General features: G+C 37.4%; 14 protein-coding genes. 4 read left to right on the forward strand and 10 right to left on the reverse strand.

The window, feature by feature from the left end:
* Positions 1-328 precede the first annotated feature (328 nt).
* On the reverse strand, positions 329-3,676 hold the full coding sequence (locus tag ODE14_RS16085) for a methylmalonyl-CoA mutase family protein (protein ID WP_263602149.1): 3,348 nt from the start codon (positions 3,674-3,676) through the stop codon (positions 329-331).
* Between the two features lie 203 nt (positions 3,677-3,879).
* Between ODE14_RS16085 and ODE14_RS16090 the strand changes: the two genes are divergently transcribed.
* A complete protein-coding gene (locus ODE14_RS16090; RefSeq protein ID WP_263602150.1) occupies positions 3,880-4,212 on the forward strand; it encodes a hypothetical protein in 333 nt (110 codons plus the stop codon).
* Here ODE14_RS16090 and ODE14_RS16095 read toward each other — a convergent pair.
* Together ODE14_RS16095 and ODE14_RS16100 are read right to left on the reverse strand one after the other, a co-directional pair.
* Positions 4,209-5,309, reverse strand: a complete 1,101-nt coding sequence (locus ODE14_RS16095; RefSeq protein ID WP_263602151.1) for a DUF3667 domain-containing protein — start codon at positions 5,307-5,309, stop codon at positions 4,209-4,211. The genes ODE14_RS16090 and ODE14_RS16095 overlap by 4 nt on opposite strands.
* 163 nt (positions 5,310-5,472) lie before the next feature.
* Entirely contained in the window at positions 5,473-6,726 is a 1,254-nt protein-coding gene (locus tag ODE14_RS16100; RefSeq protein ID WP_263602152.1) for a PKD domain-containing protein, read from the reverse strand.
* Positions 6,727-6,940: 214 nt separating this feature from the next.
* Here ODE14_RS16100 and rplM point away from each other — a divergent pair, with 214 nt between their 5' ends.
* The 3 genes from rplM to rpsB all read left to right on the forward strand — a co-directional run bounded on the left by rplM (position 6,941) and on the right by rpsB (position 8,758).
* Positions 6,941-7,396 (forward strand): 50S ribosomal protein L13, encoded by a 456-nt coding sequence (gene rplM, locus ODE14_RS16105; RefSeq protein ID WP_027381190.1) that lies wholly within the window; start codon positions 6,941-6,943, stop codon positions 7,394-7,396.
* Positions 7,397-7,401: 5 nt separating this feature from the next.
* On the forward strand, positions 7,402-7,788 hold the full coding sequence (gene rpsI / locus ODE14_RS16110; RefSeq protein ID WP_072883409.1) for a 30S ribosomal protein S9: 387 nt from the start codon (positions 7,402-7,404) through the stop codon (positions 7,786-7,788).
* A gap of 208 nt (positions 7,789-7,996) precedes the next feature.
* A complete protein-coding gene (gene rpsB / locus ODE14_RS16115) occupies positions 7,997-8,758 on the forward strand; it encodes a 30S ribosomal protein S2 (protein WP_029295347.1) in 762 nt (253 codons plus the stop codon).
* Between the two features lie 79 nt (positions 8,759-8,837).
* On the opposite strand, the gene ODE14_RS16120 is transcribed toward rpsB, so the two are convergent.
* The 7 genes from ODE14_RS16120 to ODE14_RS16150 all read right to left on the reverse strand — a co-directional run bounded on the left by ODE14_RS16120 (position 8,838) and on the right by ODE14_RS16150 (position 19,118).
* Positions 8,838-9,290: a DUF6759 domain-containing protein gene (locus ODE14_RS16120; RefSeq protein WP_263602153.1), complete on the reverse strand. Its 453-nt coding sequence runs from the start codon at positions 9,288-9,290 to the stop codon at positions 8,838-8,840.
* Between the two features lie 33 nt (positions 9,291-9,323).
* Positions 9,324-9,962, reverse strand: coding sequence for a DUF6759 domain-containing protein (locus tag ODE14_RS16125; RefSeq protein ID WP_263602154.1), 639 nt, complete (start codon positions 9,960-9,962; stop codon positions 9,324-9,326).
* A 137-nt stretch (positions 9,963-10,099) separates the two neighbouring features.
* Positions 10,100-10,777 (reverse strand): tRNA (guanosine(46)-N7)-methyltransferase TrmB, encoded by a 678-nt coding sequence (gene trmB / locus ODE14_RS16130; protein WP_263602155.1) that lies wholly within the window; start codon positions 10,775-10,777, stop codon positions 10,100-10,102.
* Positions 10,778-10,842: 65 nt separating this feature from the next.
* Complete coding sequence (locus ODE14_RS16135; protein WP_248388665.1) at positions 10,843-11,628, reverse strand: DUF6759 domain-containing protein; 786 nt, start codon at positions 11,626-11,628, stop codon at positions 10,843-10,845.
* Between the two features lie 158 nt (positions 11,629-11,786).
* Positions 11,787-12,575, reverse strand: coding sequence for a hypothetical protein (locus tag ODE14_RS16140; RefSeq protein WP_248388664.1), 789 nt, complete (start codon positions 12,573-12,575; stop codon positions 11,787-11,789).
* Between the two features lie 163 nt (positions 12,576-12,738).
* Positions 12,739-16,143, reverse strand: a complete 3,405-nt coding sequence (locus ODE14_RS16145; protein ID WP_263602156.1) for a T9SS type B sorting domain-containing protein — start codon at positions 16,141-16,143, stop codon at positions 12,739-12,741.
* Between the two features lie 164 nt (positions 16,144-16,307).
* A complete protein-coding gene (locus tag ODE14_RS16150) occupies positions 16,308-19,118 on the reverse strand; it encodes a T9SS type B sorting domain-containing protein (protein WP_248388660.1) in 2,811 nt (936 codons plus the stop codon).
* Positions 19,119-19,241 lie beyond the last annotated feature (123 nt).

Below are 19,241 nucleotides of genomic sequence, written 5' to 3' on the forward strand. Positions count from 1 at the left end.
TAATTTTATTTATTATCTGGTCTTCCGAAATTATTTAGTTCGTTAGGTTCGATTTTACTTTTTTCGGCTTCTTGCCTTTTCTGTAATTCTTCAGTATTTTTAGTCATATTACTTTTATGCGTGTTGTCCATCGGATATGAGTTACAGCTTTTTAAAAATATTAAAGCAGAAATTATTATTGTGATTGAGAAAAACCTTTTCATAAAATTTTTTAAGGATGTTAAAAATAAAGAAATTCAAAAATACAAAACCTCAAAGAATTTCCTTGAGGTTTTAATTTATAATTATTAATAAGTTTAGTTGTCAAAATTGCCTGTCCGGCTACGGACTACATATTTCTTCGGTACTTCCCGCCCACTTCAAACAAAGCATTGGTAATTTGTCCCAAAGAACAGTACTTCACGGCATCCATCATTACTTCAAATAAATTTTGCTGATTGATTGCTGCGTGTTGTAAAGTTTTTAAGGCTTCTTCGGACTTTTCGTCATTAGACTTTTGGAAATTATGAAGCATTTCGATCTGGAACTGCTTTTCTTCCTCCGTTGAACGAATAACTTCTCCCGGACGCACCGTTGGCGAACCGTCTTTACCTAAGAACGTATTTACTCCGATAATCGGATATTCTCCGGTATGTTTCAGCCACTCATAATGCATTGATTCCTCCTGGATTTTTGAACGCTGATACATGGTTTCCATTGCGCCAAGAACACCTCCTCTTTCCGTGATTCTGTCAAATTCTGCATAAACAGCTTCTTCCACCAAATCCGTTAATTCTTCAATAATAAATGAACCCTGAAGCGGATTTTCATTTTTAGCTAAACCTAATTCTTTGTTGATAATCAGCTGAATCGCCATTGCTCTTCTTACCGATTGCTCAGTCGGAGTAGTAATTGCTTCATCATAAGCATTCGTGTGCAGTGAATTACAGTTATCATAAATTGCATACAACGCCTGTAAAGTAGTTCTGATATCGTTAAAATCAATTTCCTGAGCGTGCAGCGAACGTCCCGAAGTCTGAATGTGGTATTTCAGCATTTGGCTTCTTTCGTCGGCACCATATTTTAATTTCATTGCTTTTGCCCAGATTCTTCTGGCGACACGTCCGATTACTGAATATTCAGGATCGATCCCGTTGGAGAAGAAGAATGATAAGTTCGGTGCAAAATCGTTGATATCCATTCCTCTCGACAGATAATATTCCACATAGGTGAAACCGTTTGCCAAAGTAAATGCCAGCTGAGAAACCGGATTTGCTCCCGCTTCTGCAATGTGATACCCTGAAATGGAAACCGAATAGAAGTTTCTTACTTTTTCTTTAATGAAGTATTCCTGAACGTCACCCATTAATCTCAATGCAAACTCTGTAGAGAAAATACACGTATTCTGAGCCTGGTCTTCTTTTAAGATATCTGCCTGAACGGTTCCACGAACAGTTGCAATGGTTTTAGCCTTAATTTCAGCATAAATTTCAGCAGGAATGACTTCATCACCGGTGATTCCTAATAATTTCAGTCCTAAGCCATTATTGGAAGGTGGCAGTTCTCCGTTGTATTTTGGTCTTGCCAAACCTTTATCGTCAAATTTTGCTTTTAAAACTTCCTCAACCTTAGCCTCAAGCTTATTTTCAATAATATATTTTTCTACATTCTGATCGATGGCTGCATTCATAAAGAAAGCCAACAGCATCGGAGCCGGTCCGTTGATTGTCATTGAAACTGATGTCAATGCATTCACCAGATCAAAACCTGAGTATAGTTTTTTGGCATCATCCAAAGTCGCAATAGAAACTCCCGCATTTCCGATTTTTCCGTAAATGTCCGGCGGTAAAGCTGGATCTTGCCCATAAAGCGTTACCGAGTCGAAAGCTGTAGACAAACGTTTTGCAGGCATTTCTGCAGAAACATAATGGAATCTTCTGTTGGTTCTTTCAGGACCTCCTTCTCCTGCGAACATTCTCGTGGGATCTTCTCCTGTTCTTTTGAAAGGATAAATTCCCGCAGTATAAGGAAAGCTTCCCGGTAGATTTTCCTGGCCTTTCCATTTGATCAGATCACCCCAGTCGTTGTACTTTGGTAAAGCAATTTTCGGAATTCTTAAATGGGATAAAGATTCTGTTGAGGTTTCAACTTTAATTTCTTTTCCTCTTACATAATATGAATAAAACTCTGCATGGAAAGCTTTTTTCGTATCATCCCAGGTTTTCAGGAAATCGATATTTTCCTGTTGGAGCTCTTTTTCAGCTTTCTGATATTCAGTGTCTAAAGTTTCATTTGAAAGGAAATTTTTAACACCTTCAATATGATACATTTTTCTTGCTAGTTCAGCCTGTTTTTCAACATTGGCGTCGTATTGCCTGTTGTTTTCAACGATTTCAGATAGATAACGAACTCTTTTTGGAGGAATAATCGTTACTTCATCTGTAATTTCCTGTTCAACAAAGCCCTGCAAGTTTAAATCAGCAAATTTGTCATTTACTTTAGAAACTAATCTGTTGTATAATTCTGTCGTTCCGTGATCATTGAACTGAGACGCTTTTGTTGCGTAAACCGGCATTTCATCCAAAGGCTGTTCCCAAAGCAAATGGTTTCTCTGAAATTGTTTTCTAACCGCCTGAAGCGCATCTAAAGCACCTCTTTTATCGGATTTGTTTAAAGCAACCAGATCTGCATAATCAAGCATGTCTATTTTTTCCAACTGGGTTGACGCTCCATATTCAGGAGTCATTACATACATGGAAACATCTGCAAAATCAGATACTTCCGAACCGGATTGCCCGATTCCTGATGTTTCGAGAATAATTACATCTGGATGAGCCAGCTTTAATACATTCAAGGCAGATTGGATAAACGGGGAAACGGAAACATTGTTTTCCCTCGTTGCCATTGAACGCATATAGACTCTCGGATCGTTGATCGCGTTCATACGGATTCTGTCACCCAAAAGTGCCCCGCCGGTTTTCTTTTTGGAAGGGTCAATGGAGATAATCGCTATTTTTTTATCGGTATTGGAACGTAAGAAACGTCTTACTAACTCATCTGTTAACGAAGATTTTCCGGCGCCACCGGTTCCTGTAATCCCGATGATCGGAATGTGGAGATCTTTTGACTTCTCGTCGATGGCTTTTACAAGATCGGGTTTTTCCTCTGAAAAGTTTTCAACGGCAGAGATCACCTTTGCAATGCTCGTAGGATTTTCAAATTGAATTGAATCTAAATCATGAACATCAACCTCTTTTCCGGTGGCAAAGTCGGATTTTTGTACCAGATCATCAATCATTCCCTGAAGTCCAAGCTCGCGGCCGTCATCCGGAGAATAAATCCTGTCGATTCCGTAATCCATTAAATCTTTAATTTCCTCAGGCAGGATAACACCGCCGCCGCCGCCGAAAATTTTAATCTGCGGTGAGTTTTTTTCTCTTAAAAGATCGTAGATATATTTAAAATATTCGTTGTGTCCGCCCTGATAAGACGTTAGCGCAATGGCATTGGCATCTTCCTGAATAGCCGTATTTACGACTTCCTCTGCAGATTTGTCATGTCCAAGGTGAATGACTTCGCATCCTGTTCCCTGAATGACACGGCGCATGATATTAATTGCAGCATCGTGGCCGTCAAATAATGAAGCAGCCGTTACAATTCTTATTTTGTTTTTAGGAGTATATTTTTGGGTTTCCATAAAAAATCTAGAAAATTTCTGAATTTCCAAATATAATAATAAAATAACAACCTTTTGTTTGACGGTAATATTTTGATTTTTAAATATTTAGGTTATGGTGCTGTTTTTTTTACTTCCTTATACCAAACATTTGTTAGTCTGTGGAGGCGGGTTTTTAGAAACTCAGATTAATTTCTCTACTTTTGCATATTATTATATATAGTATGAAAAAGGCATTGCTTTATTTTTTATTAGGAACGGTTTTAAGTTTTTTAATTAATTATTTTTTTTACAGCTCGGAAAACATCGGACTTGATATTTACTATGCTGTTGCTTTTGGTTTCGCATGGGGAATTGCTTATTATTTAGATACACCGGATTTTACTTTAGCCCAAAAATTAGGACTGTCTTTTGTAGCTATGGGAATTTTAGTTCTTGTTGGAACTTTAATTTTTAATCTTGAGCTGGCGATTCCTTCCATATTGAAATTCTCTACGGTTTTTGTGGCATATTACCTGATTGCCAGTTTTAGGGCCAATAAAACGCTTCGTGATTAATGCATCATTCGGAAGCTTGTATATACAAGTATAAGGAGCATGCACAGCAGCGCAAAGAAATTGATGATAAATAAAGACATTCCTTTGACCACGCTTATACTTCTGGAATTTTCGTAAACTCTGTGATGGGCTATGAAAAAATAGATCAGCATATAAACGATAGTAATGGTGTATACAAGAAAACTAATCACATTAAAAATGGTATAATCCGGAAGTAAGGATAAGAGTTCAGATAAAGAAATGAGGATAAGGATGCCCAGCAGTAAGAAGGAGAAATAATGAAGTGTAAAAATTCCATTATCAAAAAACCACCATTTCTTTTTATTATGGAAAAGCCATAGGAAAAAAGCAAAAACAGGAAGATAAATAAATAGCGCTTTAGGTAATGTATGCACAACTGTTTCACTAAACTTATCAAAAATCTGTTCTTTATTAAGTCCCTGTTCCTGTAAATGAAAGACTTTTTTTGCAAAAGGCCTCATGAAATCAAAAACAGATCGGTTATTGGTGTCTTTTGCGTATAACGAATCAAACTGCTTCATATTTGCAGCACCCAAAATACTTAATTTGCCGTCTTTAGTTTCTCCTAAAGCATCTGTTTCAATATTATTTCCGTTGACTTCTGTTACTTTAAGATCATTAATTGCTCCCTGTGGGATCAACATGTTTTTATTTTCTTTGTTGACGCTGTCCAGTATTTTTGCAATTCTTTCCTTATTTGCTTTTTGCCTTTGAATTGTATTTATATTGTATACATTTTTTTCTTCCTGTTGCTCACCTGAAGAAGAAAATAGCGATGGCACAAAAAAAGTAATAAAACTTACAAAAATATACAGTTTTACAGGGGCAACATAGGCCTGTCTTTTTCCGGCAAGATATTCTTTGGTAAGTTTTCCGGGACGAAACAGCAGGTACTTAATTGTTTTCCAGAACTGCCCGTCGTAATGCGTAAAATCTTCAATAAAATGGGTGAAAAGATAATGAAACGGTTGTTTTGTCTCCGTATTTTCCTGTCCGCAGTGAGGGCAGAATCTTTCCTCAACAATGTGTCCGCAGTTCAGGCAGGTTTTATCTTCCCGGATTTTTCCGTGGCTCATAGTTTATTATGTTTATCGCAAATATAAATATTTCGGTAATATTATTTTTATATTGATAAGTTTTAAAGCAAATGTTTAAATAAAATTTAATAAATACAAATCAAATAAATAAGGAGTTTATTCGGTTGTGTTCTGTTTTATATCTCAATAAAAATTATAATCATTATTCTTTGATGAACTTTTCTGACGACAGCCGATCATCATCTTGATAAGTAATAATATAGTTTCCCTGGCTTAAATTCTGTACAAAAATTTTATATTCATCACCGGTTGATAATATTTTGCAGCTCATTTTTCTTCCACTGGCATCTTTAATTTCCAGGCTCGATATTTTTTTAAATGTTTTAATGACCAGGATGTCTTTTACAGGATTAGGATAAATTTTAAGAACGGATTTTTGAGTTTCTAAGGTGGCCAGCGTAGTAATGCTGATTTTTTCTGTTTTTGTAGTCAGTCTTCCACATGCGTCGGTAGTAAGTTTTACATTGTAATCACCGGTATTTCCATATGTATGGGAAGGGTTTTCCATATTGGAAGTGTTGCCGTCTCCAAAATCCCATTGAAACATGGTAGCGTTGCCGGATTGGTTATTAAACTGTACTGTATTTGAATTTAATAACTGGTAATCGAACCTTGAGTTTGTATCATGGAGATTAATATACCAGGTATCCATATGGTCAAAAACAATAGTCTTTACAGCATTTCTTACAATATTTGCCTCTGTTTGCAACAGATTACCGTCATAAGTTGATAAAGTAGGATCTTTTTTAAATATTGTTGTATAAAAAGTGTACGCAGCAATCATAGAACCGAGATAATTGGGATGAGACCCGTCGGCTTCATATAATTCTAGCGTAGGATGTTGCGTGCGGATATATCTCCAAACGCGGCCTACCGGTGATACGAGGCTCTCGGTTTCCAGCGCAGCCTGCATGTAGCGCTCGTAAATCTTATCATCCATGCCTTCGTAAGTGCAAAGGTAAGGGATTGCGGTACAGTTTGGTGTATCTCCGTTTTTTCGTCCCCATGTCATATAGAAGATGGGATTGCCACAGGCATTTCTGCTCTTTATATTATTGGCAAGCTGAGTAGCAAACGGGAAAAATTCTGTCTGGACAAATGAAGTGGAAAATGCAGGTATCTGACTTTGTTCCTGTAATACCACGTAGTCCCAATTTCCCTGGTTTATCGTATTTAAAACAGCATTGTTATTGGCGTGATCCTGTAAAGTAGATCCACCCGGAGTATAGCTTTGGTAATTAAGATGATCACCAGTGCTTCCTGCAATTTCACTAATGAGCTGGGGTAAATTATTTTGGGCGGTGTAACTGTTGCCGATAAAAAAAACATTTTTATTTATTTGGGCACAATAGGGTATAGTAATAAACAGAAAAAGGCATAATAATTTTTTCATCATGTAATCATTTGTTCTGTAAATATATTAAGTTTCATTTAATTTCAAAAAAAAATAACTTTAAGAATTTCCACAGTTAACAATCTAATTCATTAAAAGCCTATAATTTATGGTTAAATGTTAAGTAATTTGGTTATATGTTTTTTGGATAAAAAAATAATTTGTACCTTTGCACACCCTTTTAGGGGAAATTATGTTTAATCTTTAACTAAAACGTGTGAATACATTAAGTTACAAAACTGTTTCAGCGAATAAAGCTACTGCTAATAAAGAATGGGTTGTGGTAGACGCTGAAGGACAGCCGTTGGGAAGACTAGCTTCTACGGTTGCAAAGATTTTGAGAGGTAAGCACAAAACAAATTATACACCTCACGTAGATTGTGGTGATAACGTAATTGTTTTGAACGCTGGGAAAGTAACTCTTTCCGGAAACAAGTGGAACGACAAGACTTATATCTGGCATACAGGTTATCCTGGTGGACAGAAGTCTATGACTGCGGCTGAACTTCAAAAGAAAGATTCTTTAAAAGTATTGGAAAAATCAGTAAAAGGGATGTTACCTAAAAACAGACTTGGAGCTGCAATTCTTAAGAACCTTTACTTATATGAAGGAACTGAGCACAAGCATGAAGCTCAACAGCCTAAAACAATTAATGTTAACGAATTTAAATAATTAATATGTCTACAGTTCACAAAATCGGAAGAAGAAAAACTTCTGTAGCAAGAGTTTACGTAAAGCCAGGAACTGGTAACATTACGGTAAATGGTAAAGATGCTAAAGAATACTTCTCTACAGATGTAATGGTTTACAAATTAAACCAACCATTTATCCTTTCTGAAACTGTTGGTCAGTACGACGTTACCGTAAACGTATTCGGTGGTGGAAATACAGGACAGGCAGAGGCTATCAGATTAGGTATTTCAAGAGCTTTATGCGAAATCAATGCTGAGTTCAGATTAGCTTTGAAACCAGCTGGTTTACTTACAAGAGACGCAAGAATGGTGGAAAGAAAGAAGCCAGGTCAGAAAAAAGCAAGAAAGAGATTCCAATTCTCAAAACGTTAAAAAAGCGTATGGCTATTGGCTTATGGCGGATAGCTTTAGAAAAATTTTTAAAAAATTATTTTTTAACCCAAAGCTGGGAAGCCAGTTGCCACAAGCAATAAGCCAACAGCAACTTTGCCCGTTACGTTTAGCATCCAAACGCTTCTCCCATCTAAAGAAGTTGTTGATTGTTTAAAAGACGGAAAGTAAACTAACAAAAACAGAAAACATGGCAAAAGCAAATGTAAAAGACCTTCTAGAGGCTGGCGTACACTTTGGTCACATGACCAGAAAGTGGAACCCAAATATGGCTCCATACATTTTTATGGAGAAAAATGGTATTCACATTGTAGACTTACATAAAACAGCAGTTAAATTGGATGAAGCATGTAGCGCTTTGGAAAAATTAACTTCTGCAGGTAAAAAAGTTCTTTTCGTAGCTACTAAAAAGCAAGCGAAAGAGGTTGTTGCAAAACACGCTTCTGAACTTAATATGCCTTATATTACAGAAAGATGGCCGGGAGGTATGTTAACGAACTTCGTTACGATCAGAAAGGCTGTTAAAAAAATGAACTCCATCGACAAAATGAAAAAAGATGGTACGTTCGAAACTTTATCTAAAAAAGAAAGATTACAGGTAGACAGACAAAGAGCTAACCTTGAGAAGAACTTAGGTTCTATCGCTGACATGGTGAGACTTCCATCTGCTGTATTTGTAGTTGATATCTTGAGAGAGCATATCGCTGTAACTGAAGCTAAAAAATTAGGTATTCCAGTTTTCGGTATCGTTGATACCAACTCTGATCCTAGAAAAGTAGACTTCGTAATCCCAGGAAACGATGATGCTTCTAAATCTATCGACATGATCCTTAGCGTAGTTTCTGAAGCTATTAAAGAAGGTCAGTCTCAGAGAAAAGCTGATAAAGAAAAATCTAAAGAAGAAGGAGAAGTGGTATCTGCTGATAAAGATGCTGACTTTGACGGAGAATAATTAAGATTTTCTTACCATACAAAACCGCTGAATTCAAAGAATTCAGCGGTTTTTATTTTCAGTCTTAACGTTTTCATTATTAGTTTGAAAGCTTCACTTCATAAGGGCCTGTTATAAATTTTGTTTTCTGGTAAACGGCATCACAGATCATCCCTGAAAGATTGTAATTCTGATTTTTAGGAACCATTACGGCTCCAATTTTATTTGCAGCTATAGGAACTTTTTTAAAGTAATTGTTTCCGCTTATCGTAAGAACCATATTGCAGCGGGAGTTATTTTCTACGGTAATAGCTGTTCTGGAATCATTGGAGGAATCATTAAGTAAATAATTGAGTACTTCCGAGGTTTCAGATTTGTATGTTTTAATCAGAGCCTGATATTCTCGTTCGACCTGTGCCGCAGAAGTTGTGCTGCTTCCGGTAACGGATGGCTTTAAAACAGGTTTTCTTACTGGATAATTTGTATTTCCGCTACTTCCACAACTGTTCACCAGTAAAATGACTGCTGCTGAAACTGAAACGTACTTCTTCATAAAAATAAGGTTTGTAAGTACAAAGGTAATCTTTTACTTTTTTTTATTATTTCCTCCGGCAGGTTCAGGGTTACTGATGGTTAAAAATATACTCTTGTTCAGGTCTTTTTGAGAGAAATAGACTACGTCACACACATTTCCTTTTAATGTATAAAATCCTTTGTTGATTACAATAAAATTTTCACCTTTTGCGGGAACAGCCAAGTTATAAAAATCTTTTCCCTGAATTTTCAGAACTAGATTACAATCTGATAGATTTTTAAACAACAGAATCACTTCTTTGCTGTTAACGTCTTCATTGAACATTGCATCAAGCAGCTTTACCGTCTTTTCTTTATGTTCTTTTGAAGTGGCGGAAATAAGGCGTTTAAACTCTTCAGCTTCTTCAGAATTAGGATTCTTGAGTGCAGCACTCGGTATTTCGCTGATAACAGGCCTTGCTTCCATGGGTTTGGCGTCCTTTTTCCCTTTAGTCCATTCAGCGTTTTTCAGTGCAATAAGTTTGGGTTTCAGAACACTTCTCTTAGGATCGTCCGGATGTGTTATGGCCAGATAATTTTCAATTTCTTTGATATCGTTACTTTCTAAAATATTTTGTGAAGGTTTTGCGATACGGGTACTCTTACAGGATAGCAGGATACATAGCAAAATGTAAATAATATTTTTTTTCATAACAGTTTTTGTGTTTTAAATACAAGTAAATATAAGGATATAAAATATATATCCTTAAAGCAGACCGTAAAAAAATTCAGCTATAGTTTTAGATTTCGATTGTTTTGTATGTCATTCTTTTCATCATCCTTTTGCTTTTAATTAATTTTAAATTTAATATATGTAATGGTTTTTCCTTTAGCAGAAAAAAGCTCTTCATAATAGGTTCTGATGTCTCTAAGGTGTAGAGTGCCAGGATCATACTCGGGAGCTCCATAAATATCATGATGAGCCGTAATGATTTCATATCCTGCCCCCTGCAAAAAGCCGAGTGTGTAGCCGTGAAGAAATTCGGAGTCTGTTTTTAAATGGATAATGCCACCGGGCTTCAGGAACTTTTTATATCTGTTTAAAAAATCCGGGTGGGTAAGCCTGTGCTTGGTACGCTTGTATTTAATCTGTGGATCCGGGAACGTAATCCATATTTCATCTACTTCATTTTCAGCGAAAAAATAATCTACAAGTTCAATCTGAGTTCTCAGAAATGCAACATTCTGCATGCCGTTTTCGTATGCTTCTTTAGCACCAAACCAGAATCTTGCTCCTTTCACATCAATACCGATGAAGTTTTTTTCAGGAAATGCTTTTGCCAGTCCTACGGTATATTCTCCTTTACCACAGCCTAATTCAAGAACAATGGGATTTTCATTCTTGAAAAATTCTGTTCTCCACTTTCCTTTAAGGTTAAAGCCGTTCAGCGCTTCTTCTCTTGTCGGCTGAACGACATTCGGTAATATTTTGTTTTCCGCGAATCTTGCTAATTTATTCTTACCCATGAAATATTTATAAAATCCTGCAAAAATAGCAAAATTTATAAAAGCTTTCTTTAAATCCCATGAAATTATTTCTTGGCAGAACTTCCAAGAGCCACCATTAAAGGCTTCTGTATGGTTTTTTGTGATGCATACTGCGCTCCGCAGACGATACTTGTAAAAAGATAATCTCCTTTCTGTACAACAATGGAATTGTCTCCATGAGCAGGAACCGGAAGCCTGTATTTGGTAATACCTACTCCTTCCATTCTTACAATGATATTACAGTCGGATTTATTTTCAATCATAACAATGCATTCTTTAGCATTAGGATCATTATCAAAAAGTGAATTTAGGATTTTCACGGTTTTATTTTTATGTTCCACGGGATTTTCTCCCATCAGCATATTAAATTCCGAAGCTTCTGTATCGGGGATTGCAGCGGCAGATGGTGCAGAAGTAACGGAAGGCGCAATATAAACATTTTGAGGATTGCTAGGAGTATATACAACCGCAGCCTGGCCTACCTGCAATTCTTTCTGGTATTTTGCAATCTGTTTTTTCTTTATATTGGCATTCATCTCTTCAAAAGATATTTTGGTAGAAGGCCGTCTTTTCAGCATTGCCAGCCAGTCCTGCATTTGCTTTACTTTAGTATCTCCGGGTTTTGCATTCTTAATGTAATCTTTCATCATTTCCATGACCCGCGGCTTGAGTACTGATCTTCTGGGATCATCAGGATGGGCATCTCGCAGAAAAGCATTGATTTCATAAATATTTTTGCTCTTTAAAATTTCACTGTAATCTTTTCCTTTCTTCTGAGCAGAAAAATTCACAAAAAAAATAGCGGCGAAAATTAAAAAAATCTTTTTCATTCATTAATATTAAAATTATTATTTGATATAGTGTCAGTCCATATAACGTAAAAAATTGTATTTTATATATAGCACTTACAGGTGATAAAATTAGAAAATAATCTGGCTAACACAAAAAAATGCATACTGAATCACAATATGCATTAGAATGTTGTATGTTATTTTACAATTTCCTGGAGATGCGAATTTCTGAGTCTTCGCTGGTAAATTGGCAGGTATTTTTCAATAGGGATTTTTATAGCCTCAAAATTTCCGGCCATAATATACGGTTCGATATTTTCTGAAGTATAGACGAACTGAAGGAAATTATCAATCAGATTTTCAGGAATCTTGAACTTTACAAAATAATCTTTCCCAAGGTAATTTTTAATTTGTGTTACAGAATTATTCATTCTTTCATATGCCAGATAGCGTTGCTTTTTCTTTCGCTCTCCGGAAAGGATATCGTATATACTTTCCAGGCTGAAGGTAAGTCCGCCATCTCTCAGCCCGGCAACCGGAAGCTGTGGAGGCGTACCGTCTCCTTTAGGTTCCGGAAGTCCGATTACTTTCTTTATAGCAAGCGCTTTGTCCTCTTTTCTTAAAGCATTTACATCATATCTGAGATTACCGGTTGGTTTGAATCTGTTGATTACCACTTCCTGAATGTCATAGTAAGCAATTCGTAACTCGATCAGGTTTTTCTGGGCAATCATTTGAGGTGTTAATCTGATGTCTTTTCTTTCCGTAACAATGGATGTAAAACGAATAACATCTCCTGCATTTGCTGAAATGATGAAATCCCCGTTATAATTACTGAGGACGGTTTTCTGAGTAGTAAGGTTGGTTACATATACCTGGTTGAGATATAGAACGGAGTTGTCTCTAAGAAAAACTTCGCCTGAAAACGACTGGGCGTTAATTTTTACCAGAAAAACCAACAGCAATAAGGTAAATAAATTCTTCATATAACTGAAGCAAAATTACGCAGAATTGTATCAATTTATACCTATTTTAGTAGTGAAACTGGTTAAAATTATATTAAACTTTAATGTGAAACTGTTAATAAATGTTATAAATAATTCTTATTTAGCTAAAATCAAATAAAAGTATTCTTTATTACTTCTAAAATTAATAATTTTTGACCAATAGCCAGCTTGTGTATTTTACCGTGGTTGCGCCTTTAGATTCGGTCCAGCTTAACAGATACCAGTAAGTTGCTGTGTTTATAGGTCTTCCGCCCTGAATTTTGCCATCCCAAATGAATCTGTTGGATTTGTCTCCCCTGAAAATTTCAGCACCATACCGGTCGAATATTCTGAATACAATGTTTTCTTTATCCATTAATGCTGAATAATCAATAGAGTCATTATAACCATCCAGGTTTGGCGTAATGGTATTGATAAGATTAATCATGACAAAGGATTTTATCACGTCATCGCATCGGTTGGAATCACGAACATGGACAATCTGATTTCCACGCGGTACATTGGTAAAAACATTAGAGCTCTGCCAGTTTATTCCGTCTAAGGAATATTCATAAGGGGGAGTTCCTCCGCTCACACCGATGGTGACGGTGCTTCCATTTATCTCAATGCTGCCGATTACCGGAAGAACAGATTCTGTTACGGTTACATTCTGTCTGTAAGTACAGCCGTCAAAAGTAAGATCCACCCAATAATTACCCGGTCCTACATTGCTGATAGAAGGTGTTGTAGCGCCGGTACTCCATACATAACTGGTAAAGCCCGGTCCGGCATCCAAGATGGTTTTTGTTTGCGGACAAATCTCTTTACTCACTAAAATATCGGAATGCTTCGGTGTTTTTAGATTAATAGTAATTGAGACTATGTTAGGACATATCCCAGGTTTTTCAAAACGTATATAGATGGTTTGTACCCCGGTAATATTAACCGGATTTGCAAGCGGCGAAGTATTATTCTGTGCATTCAATTGTGTTGCAAAAAAAGTAGGCGTTACTGCAGGATCTGGGGTAAATTGGCTAATGTAAGGCAATAAATCAATTAATTTGGAACCATCCAGATTATCATCACATATAGTTTCCAATAGAGTTGCATTTGTCAACGGGATTTTAGGTCCGATAATAAAATTAAGGGGTTTTACTACGGGTGCGCATCCGTCTGGTGAGTCTACTCTTATGTAAATCGTTGTTGGAGCTGTGTAAGACCAGTTATTCGGGAGGGTATTATTATTTCCGATATTGGCATCTGTTATATTTGCATAATATCTTACTAATGGGAAATAGGTAGGATTTGATAAAACAATAGGAGTGATGTTGGATAAAATAACCTCAACCGCACCATCAAGATTGTCATCACAGAATGTTCCTGTATAATTGTTAATGATGGTGGCATAAGTATATAGATTAAGGGTAATCTGCGCAATGTTTTTACATCCGAGATTATTTTTTACTACAGCATATATAACGGTTCCGTTTGCAGCAGTATAATTGGTTGGTGCTGTTATCTGAGCTGCCGGTGTTTCATTTTGGGCATCCGTCAGTGATGGATAGTATGTAATTGTTACCGGCGAATTGCTGGTGACATTGGCAGATGTTAAATTAAATATTCCCTGTCCCGAGCCATTATTACAGGCAGTGATCGTAGCATTATTTACAATTACGGACTGAATATTCATTGTAACGGTTACGGTTTCACAGTCGGTGAATACCGGGTCATTTCCGCAGAAAGTATAGGTAAAAGTATCTGTTGCTGCGGTTCCGGGATTTGTTGCCGTGTAGGTTATGACTCCGGTCGTCGGGTTTACGGTTGCTGTTCCCAGCGTTGGTGCGGTAAGGATAGATACGGTGGAAGCAACAGGTGCTTGGGATGAACTTGTAAAGGCGGGAGTAATTGTTTTGGAAGTACAAAGATCATAGGCTGCTGATGAAAGTTTTGTACAGTTTAATACCTTGAATTGTTCTGTTATCAGCGGAGCACAGCTTCCCATTGTAACGGAGCAGGTATAGTATCCCGATTGGGTGGGAGATATTGACGGGCCAGTAGCGCCGGGGATTATATTTCCGTTGTTATACCATTGGTACGTATCATAAATAACAGGGTCCACCGTAAGAACAATACCGGGCGCACAGTCTCCTCCTGTTTTTAGGATAACCGGCTGTGTAGGGAATCCTGCAAAGAAACCACCGTACCCTACGGCATCACTCCCGGCGGTAATTCCTGCCGTAATCGCTTTGGAAGATACAATTGTTATAGTTCCTGTGGTGTTGGGAATTCCGTACGTAACCCAGTTATTGGTTCCCGTCATATTAAAAGGGCCTGTTGTAGCAGGCGGCGTAGCACCATTTACAGTAACTACGGCACCGCGTTCCGTGATAAGATTCAGCTTTGTGGGAACATTCAGAATTCCGGCTGGATTTCCATTTGAAAACACAAAGTTTTCATCAATAAGACCAAGCTCGTTGATTTGTTTAGGTAAGTAGCAGTTGAGCGCGGGAATAAAGTTGAATCCCCCTGTTGCAACTTCATTCCCTGCATTGCTTGCACCTGCAAGAACCTGGTAGATATAGGCATTCTTCGAAGTCCTGATGTACAGATTATAGTGCCCGTTCCCCTGCAGCTGATATTTTGAGCCGGGAATCATGAAATACTGTCCGGTATTCAATGTAGCAATTGGCGCTGTTTCATCATTAACGCGTACTTCAGTATTATTTTCAGTTGCAATTACAAGAGCCCCTTCCATATTCGAAGTAAGGCTTCCGTTACCCTTTACCAAGGCAAATTCGTTTCCGAGCCTTTCGACGGGGACAGCCTGATCCATAAGGATATCAGAGCTGGTGTCAAAATTTCCGGCATACTGCCCGTTGAAGTTACCATTTGTAACATTTACCGGTTTGTTTGAAACAATTTTAGCTCCAATAAAGCCGTCAGAATTTCCGGGAATATTTCCTATTCCGTCGATGATATAGGATTGCCCTTTATTTAGGGTGAAAGTTATTGCAGGATTGGTGGCGCCGGTTGTACCATTAGAAAACTGTACGCCGGGTTTATACCCCGAAACCGTAACGGTTGTATTATCTTCCGTTGCCAGAACGCTTGCCATGAAATTCAGGATATTGTTACTTACCGTAATCGGGGCATTCGCTGCATAAAAAAGTTTTCCGGTAGAAGGGATTCCCTTGGAGGTTATAATTTCGGCATGGTTATAGACTGAAAATCTGAAATTGGCATAAAAAGGAAATTCTGCTTTTACATACAGACCTTTTGTAGTTGTTGTAAAAAGGTCGGTCTGTTGTGTCGTAATAATCATATCCCTCGGAATGTCAATTTTCTGGGGATTCCCTTTGCTGATTGTTACAGTGGCAATTATTGTATTGTTATTATATATATTTACGGGGAAAGGTGTGGTGCGGTTAGTGGAAAGATAAAGCCTTTGGAAAGGATTAGGATTTGCAGTTCTATCTACCATAGGGGCAAACCAGTGCTCTCTGTCCAATTGACCAAACAAAGAGCTTAAGAAATAAAATATAAATAAAATAGATAAAACTTTTTTCATTAAGTTGTTGCTTTTATTACAAATTTAATAATAAAATATAATTGTTTTATTTAAAATAGCAAAATAAACTGCTCAGGATCATGTTTTTTTAGTTATACATATATATTAAACAAAAGAGACCATCTCGAAAGACAGTCTCTTATTGAATTGTAATTGATAAATATCTATTCTCTGTTTTTTACCATAATCCATCCGGAATACTTGATTGGCGTATTCTTGCTATTAGGTTCATTCCAGCTTATATCAAACCAATAATTGCCTGTTGATACTTTTTTTCCTCCGATTGCACCATCCCATTGATAGCTGTTTGCTTTATTTCCTTCATGGATTTTACTTCCGTAACGGTCAAAAATATTAAACTTAAAATTCGGTTTGTAAGCCAGTGCCGAATAATCAAGAATATCATTTATCCCGTCTCCGTTAGGCGTGATGACGTTAATTAAATTCGGAACGGTAACTTCCACTGTAATGGGATCACAGCCATAATCATCCTTTACATAAAATACGGTATTACCTCGCGGAACATTTGTAAATACATTAGAATCCTGCCAGTTGATATTGTCTGATGAATAGCTGTAAGGTGCCGTTCCACCAATTGTGTTTACAGTAACAGTATTATTTGAAATTTCAATATTCGAAATAACCGGCTGTTCAGAAGGATATATTTTTACCTGTTGTCTTGTTACGCAGTCTCCGGTCTTCAGATCTACCCAATAGGTACCTACTGTCATATTATTGATTGACTGTGTTGTCGCTCCGTTGCTCCATTGATATCCGTCAAAGCCTGCTCCTGCATCTAATGTTGTCGTATCTTCCATACAAATGATTTTATCTTCAAGTACAGCTGAGTAGACAGGCGGAAGTACAACCAAGGTGACTTTCGCGATTCTGAAACATCCGTTAACATTGCTGACTTTTATGAAAACAACACCGTTTGGCGCAATATAGTTATCAGGATTGAGGATTTCATTGGTTCCGTTCTGTGCATCGGTAGGGGATGGATAGTATTGTTTTACAACCCCGGTAGTTCCTGTTACGGGAGCGGTTGTAAGGTTGAATAAGGCTGTTGCAGGATTTGATTCTATAAAGCACGATCTTAAAGTAGCATCGTTTACCGTCGGACTTTCAGAAACCGTTAAAGTTAAAGTAACTTGCTCGCAGTCTGTAAATTCGGGATCATTGCCACAGAATTTATAAACAATGGTATCTGTACCTGCAAATCCGAAATTCGGAGTATAGATAATCACTCCGTTCGGATCAATAACAGCTGTTCCGTTTGCCGGAGGTGTTACAATCGTTACCGTGCTGGCGACATATGTCTGTGCCGAGCTTGTGAATTCAGGAATAATAGCCTGGAATCCTTCACAAACAGTAATGCTTTTATTAGTTTCCTGAAGGCAGGTAAATACTTTATATATCGGTGTAGTAGCAGGCGCACAAGATCCTACCGTAATTCTTACAGTATAATTTCCGGCGACTGTTGGTGTATAGCTGTTAGAGTTAGCGCCTGGAATAGGGTTTCCGTTTAAAAACCACTGGTATGTTTCGTAGCTGTCATCAACTTCAAGTACAAGCCCTGGAATACAGTCTCCCGTTTGTTTTGCAATTAAAGGAATGGAAGAGAAGCCTGCAAAATAGCCCCCATATCCTGCTGTGCTGTATCCTCCATTTACTCCTGCAGTTACTGCTTTTGTTGAGGTAACGGTTACGTTTCCTGTAATCCCGGTAATGGCGTAGGTAACCCATTGAGAGTTTCCAGTAAGGGAATAAGGTCCCTGCGCGGCAGTAGGAGTTACACCATTCACTGTTACGGCAGCTCCTGCTTCTGTTAAAATATTAAGTTTTAAATTGATGGCAGAAGTAATACCCGGCATCAGATTGATATTTCCGATTTCATCAATTTTTCTTGGCAGGAAACAGTTTAACGGCGGAATATAATTATATCCTCCGGTATTATTGGCAGAACCTGCTCCCACCAACTGATACAGGTATACATTTTTTGTTGTTCTTACATACAGGTTAGAATGGCCTCCTCCCTGATCTTTATATTGATTGGCAAGAATCCTGTAATATTCTCCTTCATCAATCGTGGCAACAGGTGTTGTGGAATCATTCAAATAGATATCTGTATCATTTTCGGTACCGATTATAATCCCGCCTTCCATATTGTTTGGGCTGGTAGAAATACTTTTTACCATCGCAAATTCATTGCCGAGACGATCTGTTGGAACAGACTGGTCCATAATAAGATCGGAGCCATCATTGCTGCCTGTTGCATAGAAGCCATTCGAATTTCCGTTTGTTACGGAAATAGGTTTTGTTGCTTCTATTTTTGCTCCGATAAATCCTTCTCTGTTGGCTACTACGCCGCCGTTTCCGGTAAGAATATAAGACTGCCCTTTATTTAATGTAACGGTGAGTGTAAGTGGTGTAGGCGTCGGAATGTTGGCAAACTGTACATTCGGATCATATCCGGATATGGTAACGGTTGTGTTGTCTTCTGTTGCCATGATCCCTGTGGTAAAATTATACTGCGAGCCGGTAGTTGTAATAGGAGTGGCGGCAGCATAAAATTTTGTTCCGATTCCGGCCTTCCCTTTAGAGGTAATGATTTCTCCATGCGAACTTACTGCAGCCCTCAGGGAAACAAAATACGGACGGTCTCCCTTTGTATATACTCCCATATTATTAGGAACGCCTGCAGCAGAAATACTGGTGGTTCTTATGGTATTGGTATTGAGATTAAAAACCTGAGGTGCACCTTTACTGATGGTAACAGTCCCGATAACAGCATTGTTATTGTAAATTTTAACTTCAAATGGAGTCGTGGAATCTGTTGACAAATATAACCCGTGGTTATAGGTGGAACTTGATACATCAAAATAAGGGGCAAACCAATGGTCTGTGTCTCTTTGCGCAAAAATTGTATTAATGCCAAAAAACATTAATACGAAAGATAATAGAAATCTTTTCATAGATAGGAATTAGGATTATTGCAAAAATAACAGAATATTTTAAAAATTGATTATATTATATTGAAAAACACTTTCAAAATGAATTTTATAAGCTATAATAAAAAGCAGCTGGTATTTAAATAA

Source organism: Chryseobacterium sp. PET-29, from assembly GCF_025736815.1.
Taxonomy (GTDB): Bacteria; Bacteroidota; Bacteroidia; order Flavobacteriales; family Weeksellaceae; genus Chryseobacterium; species Chryseobacterium nepalense.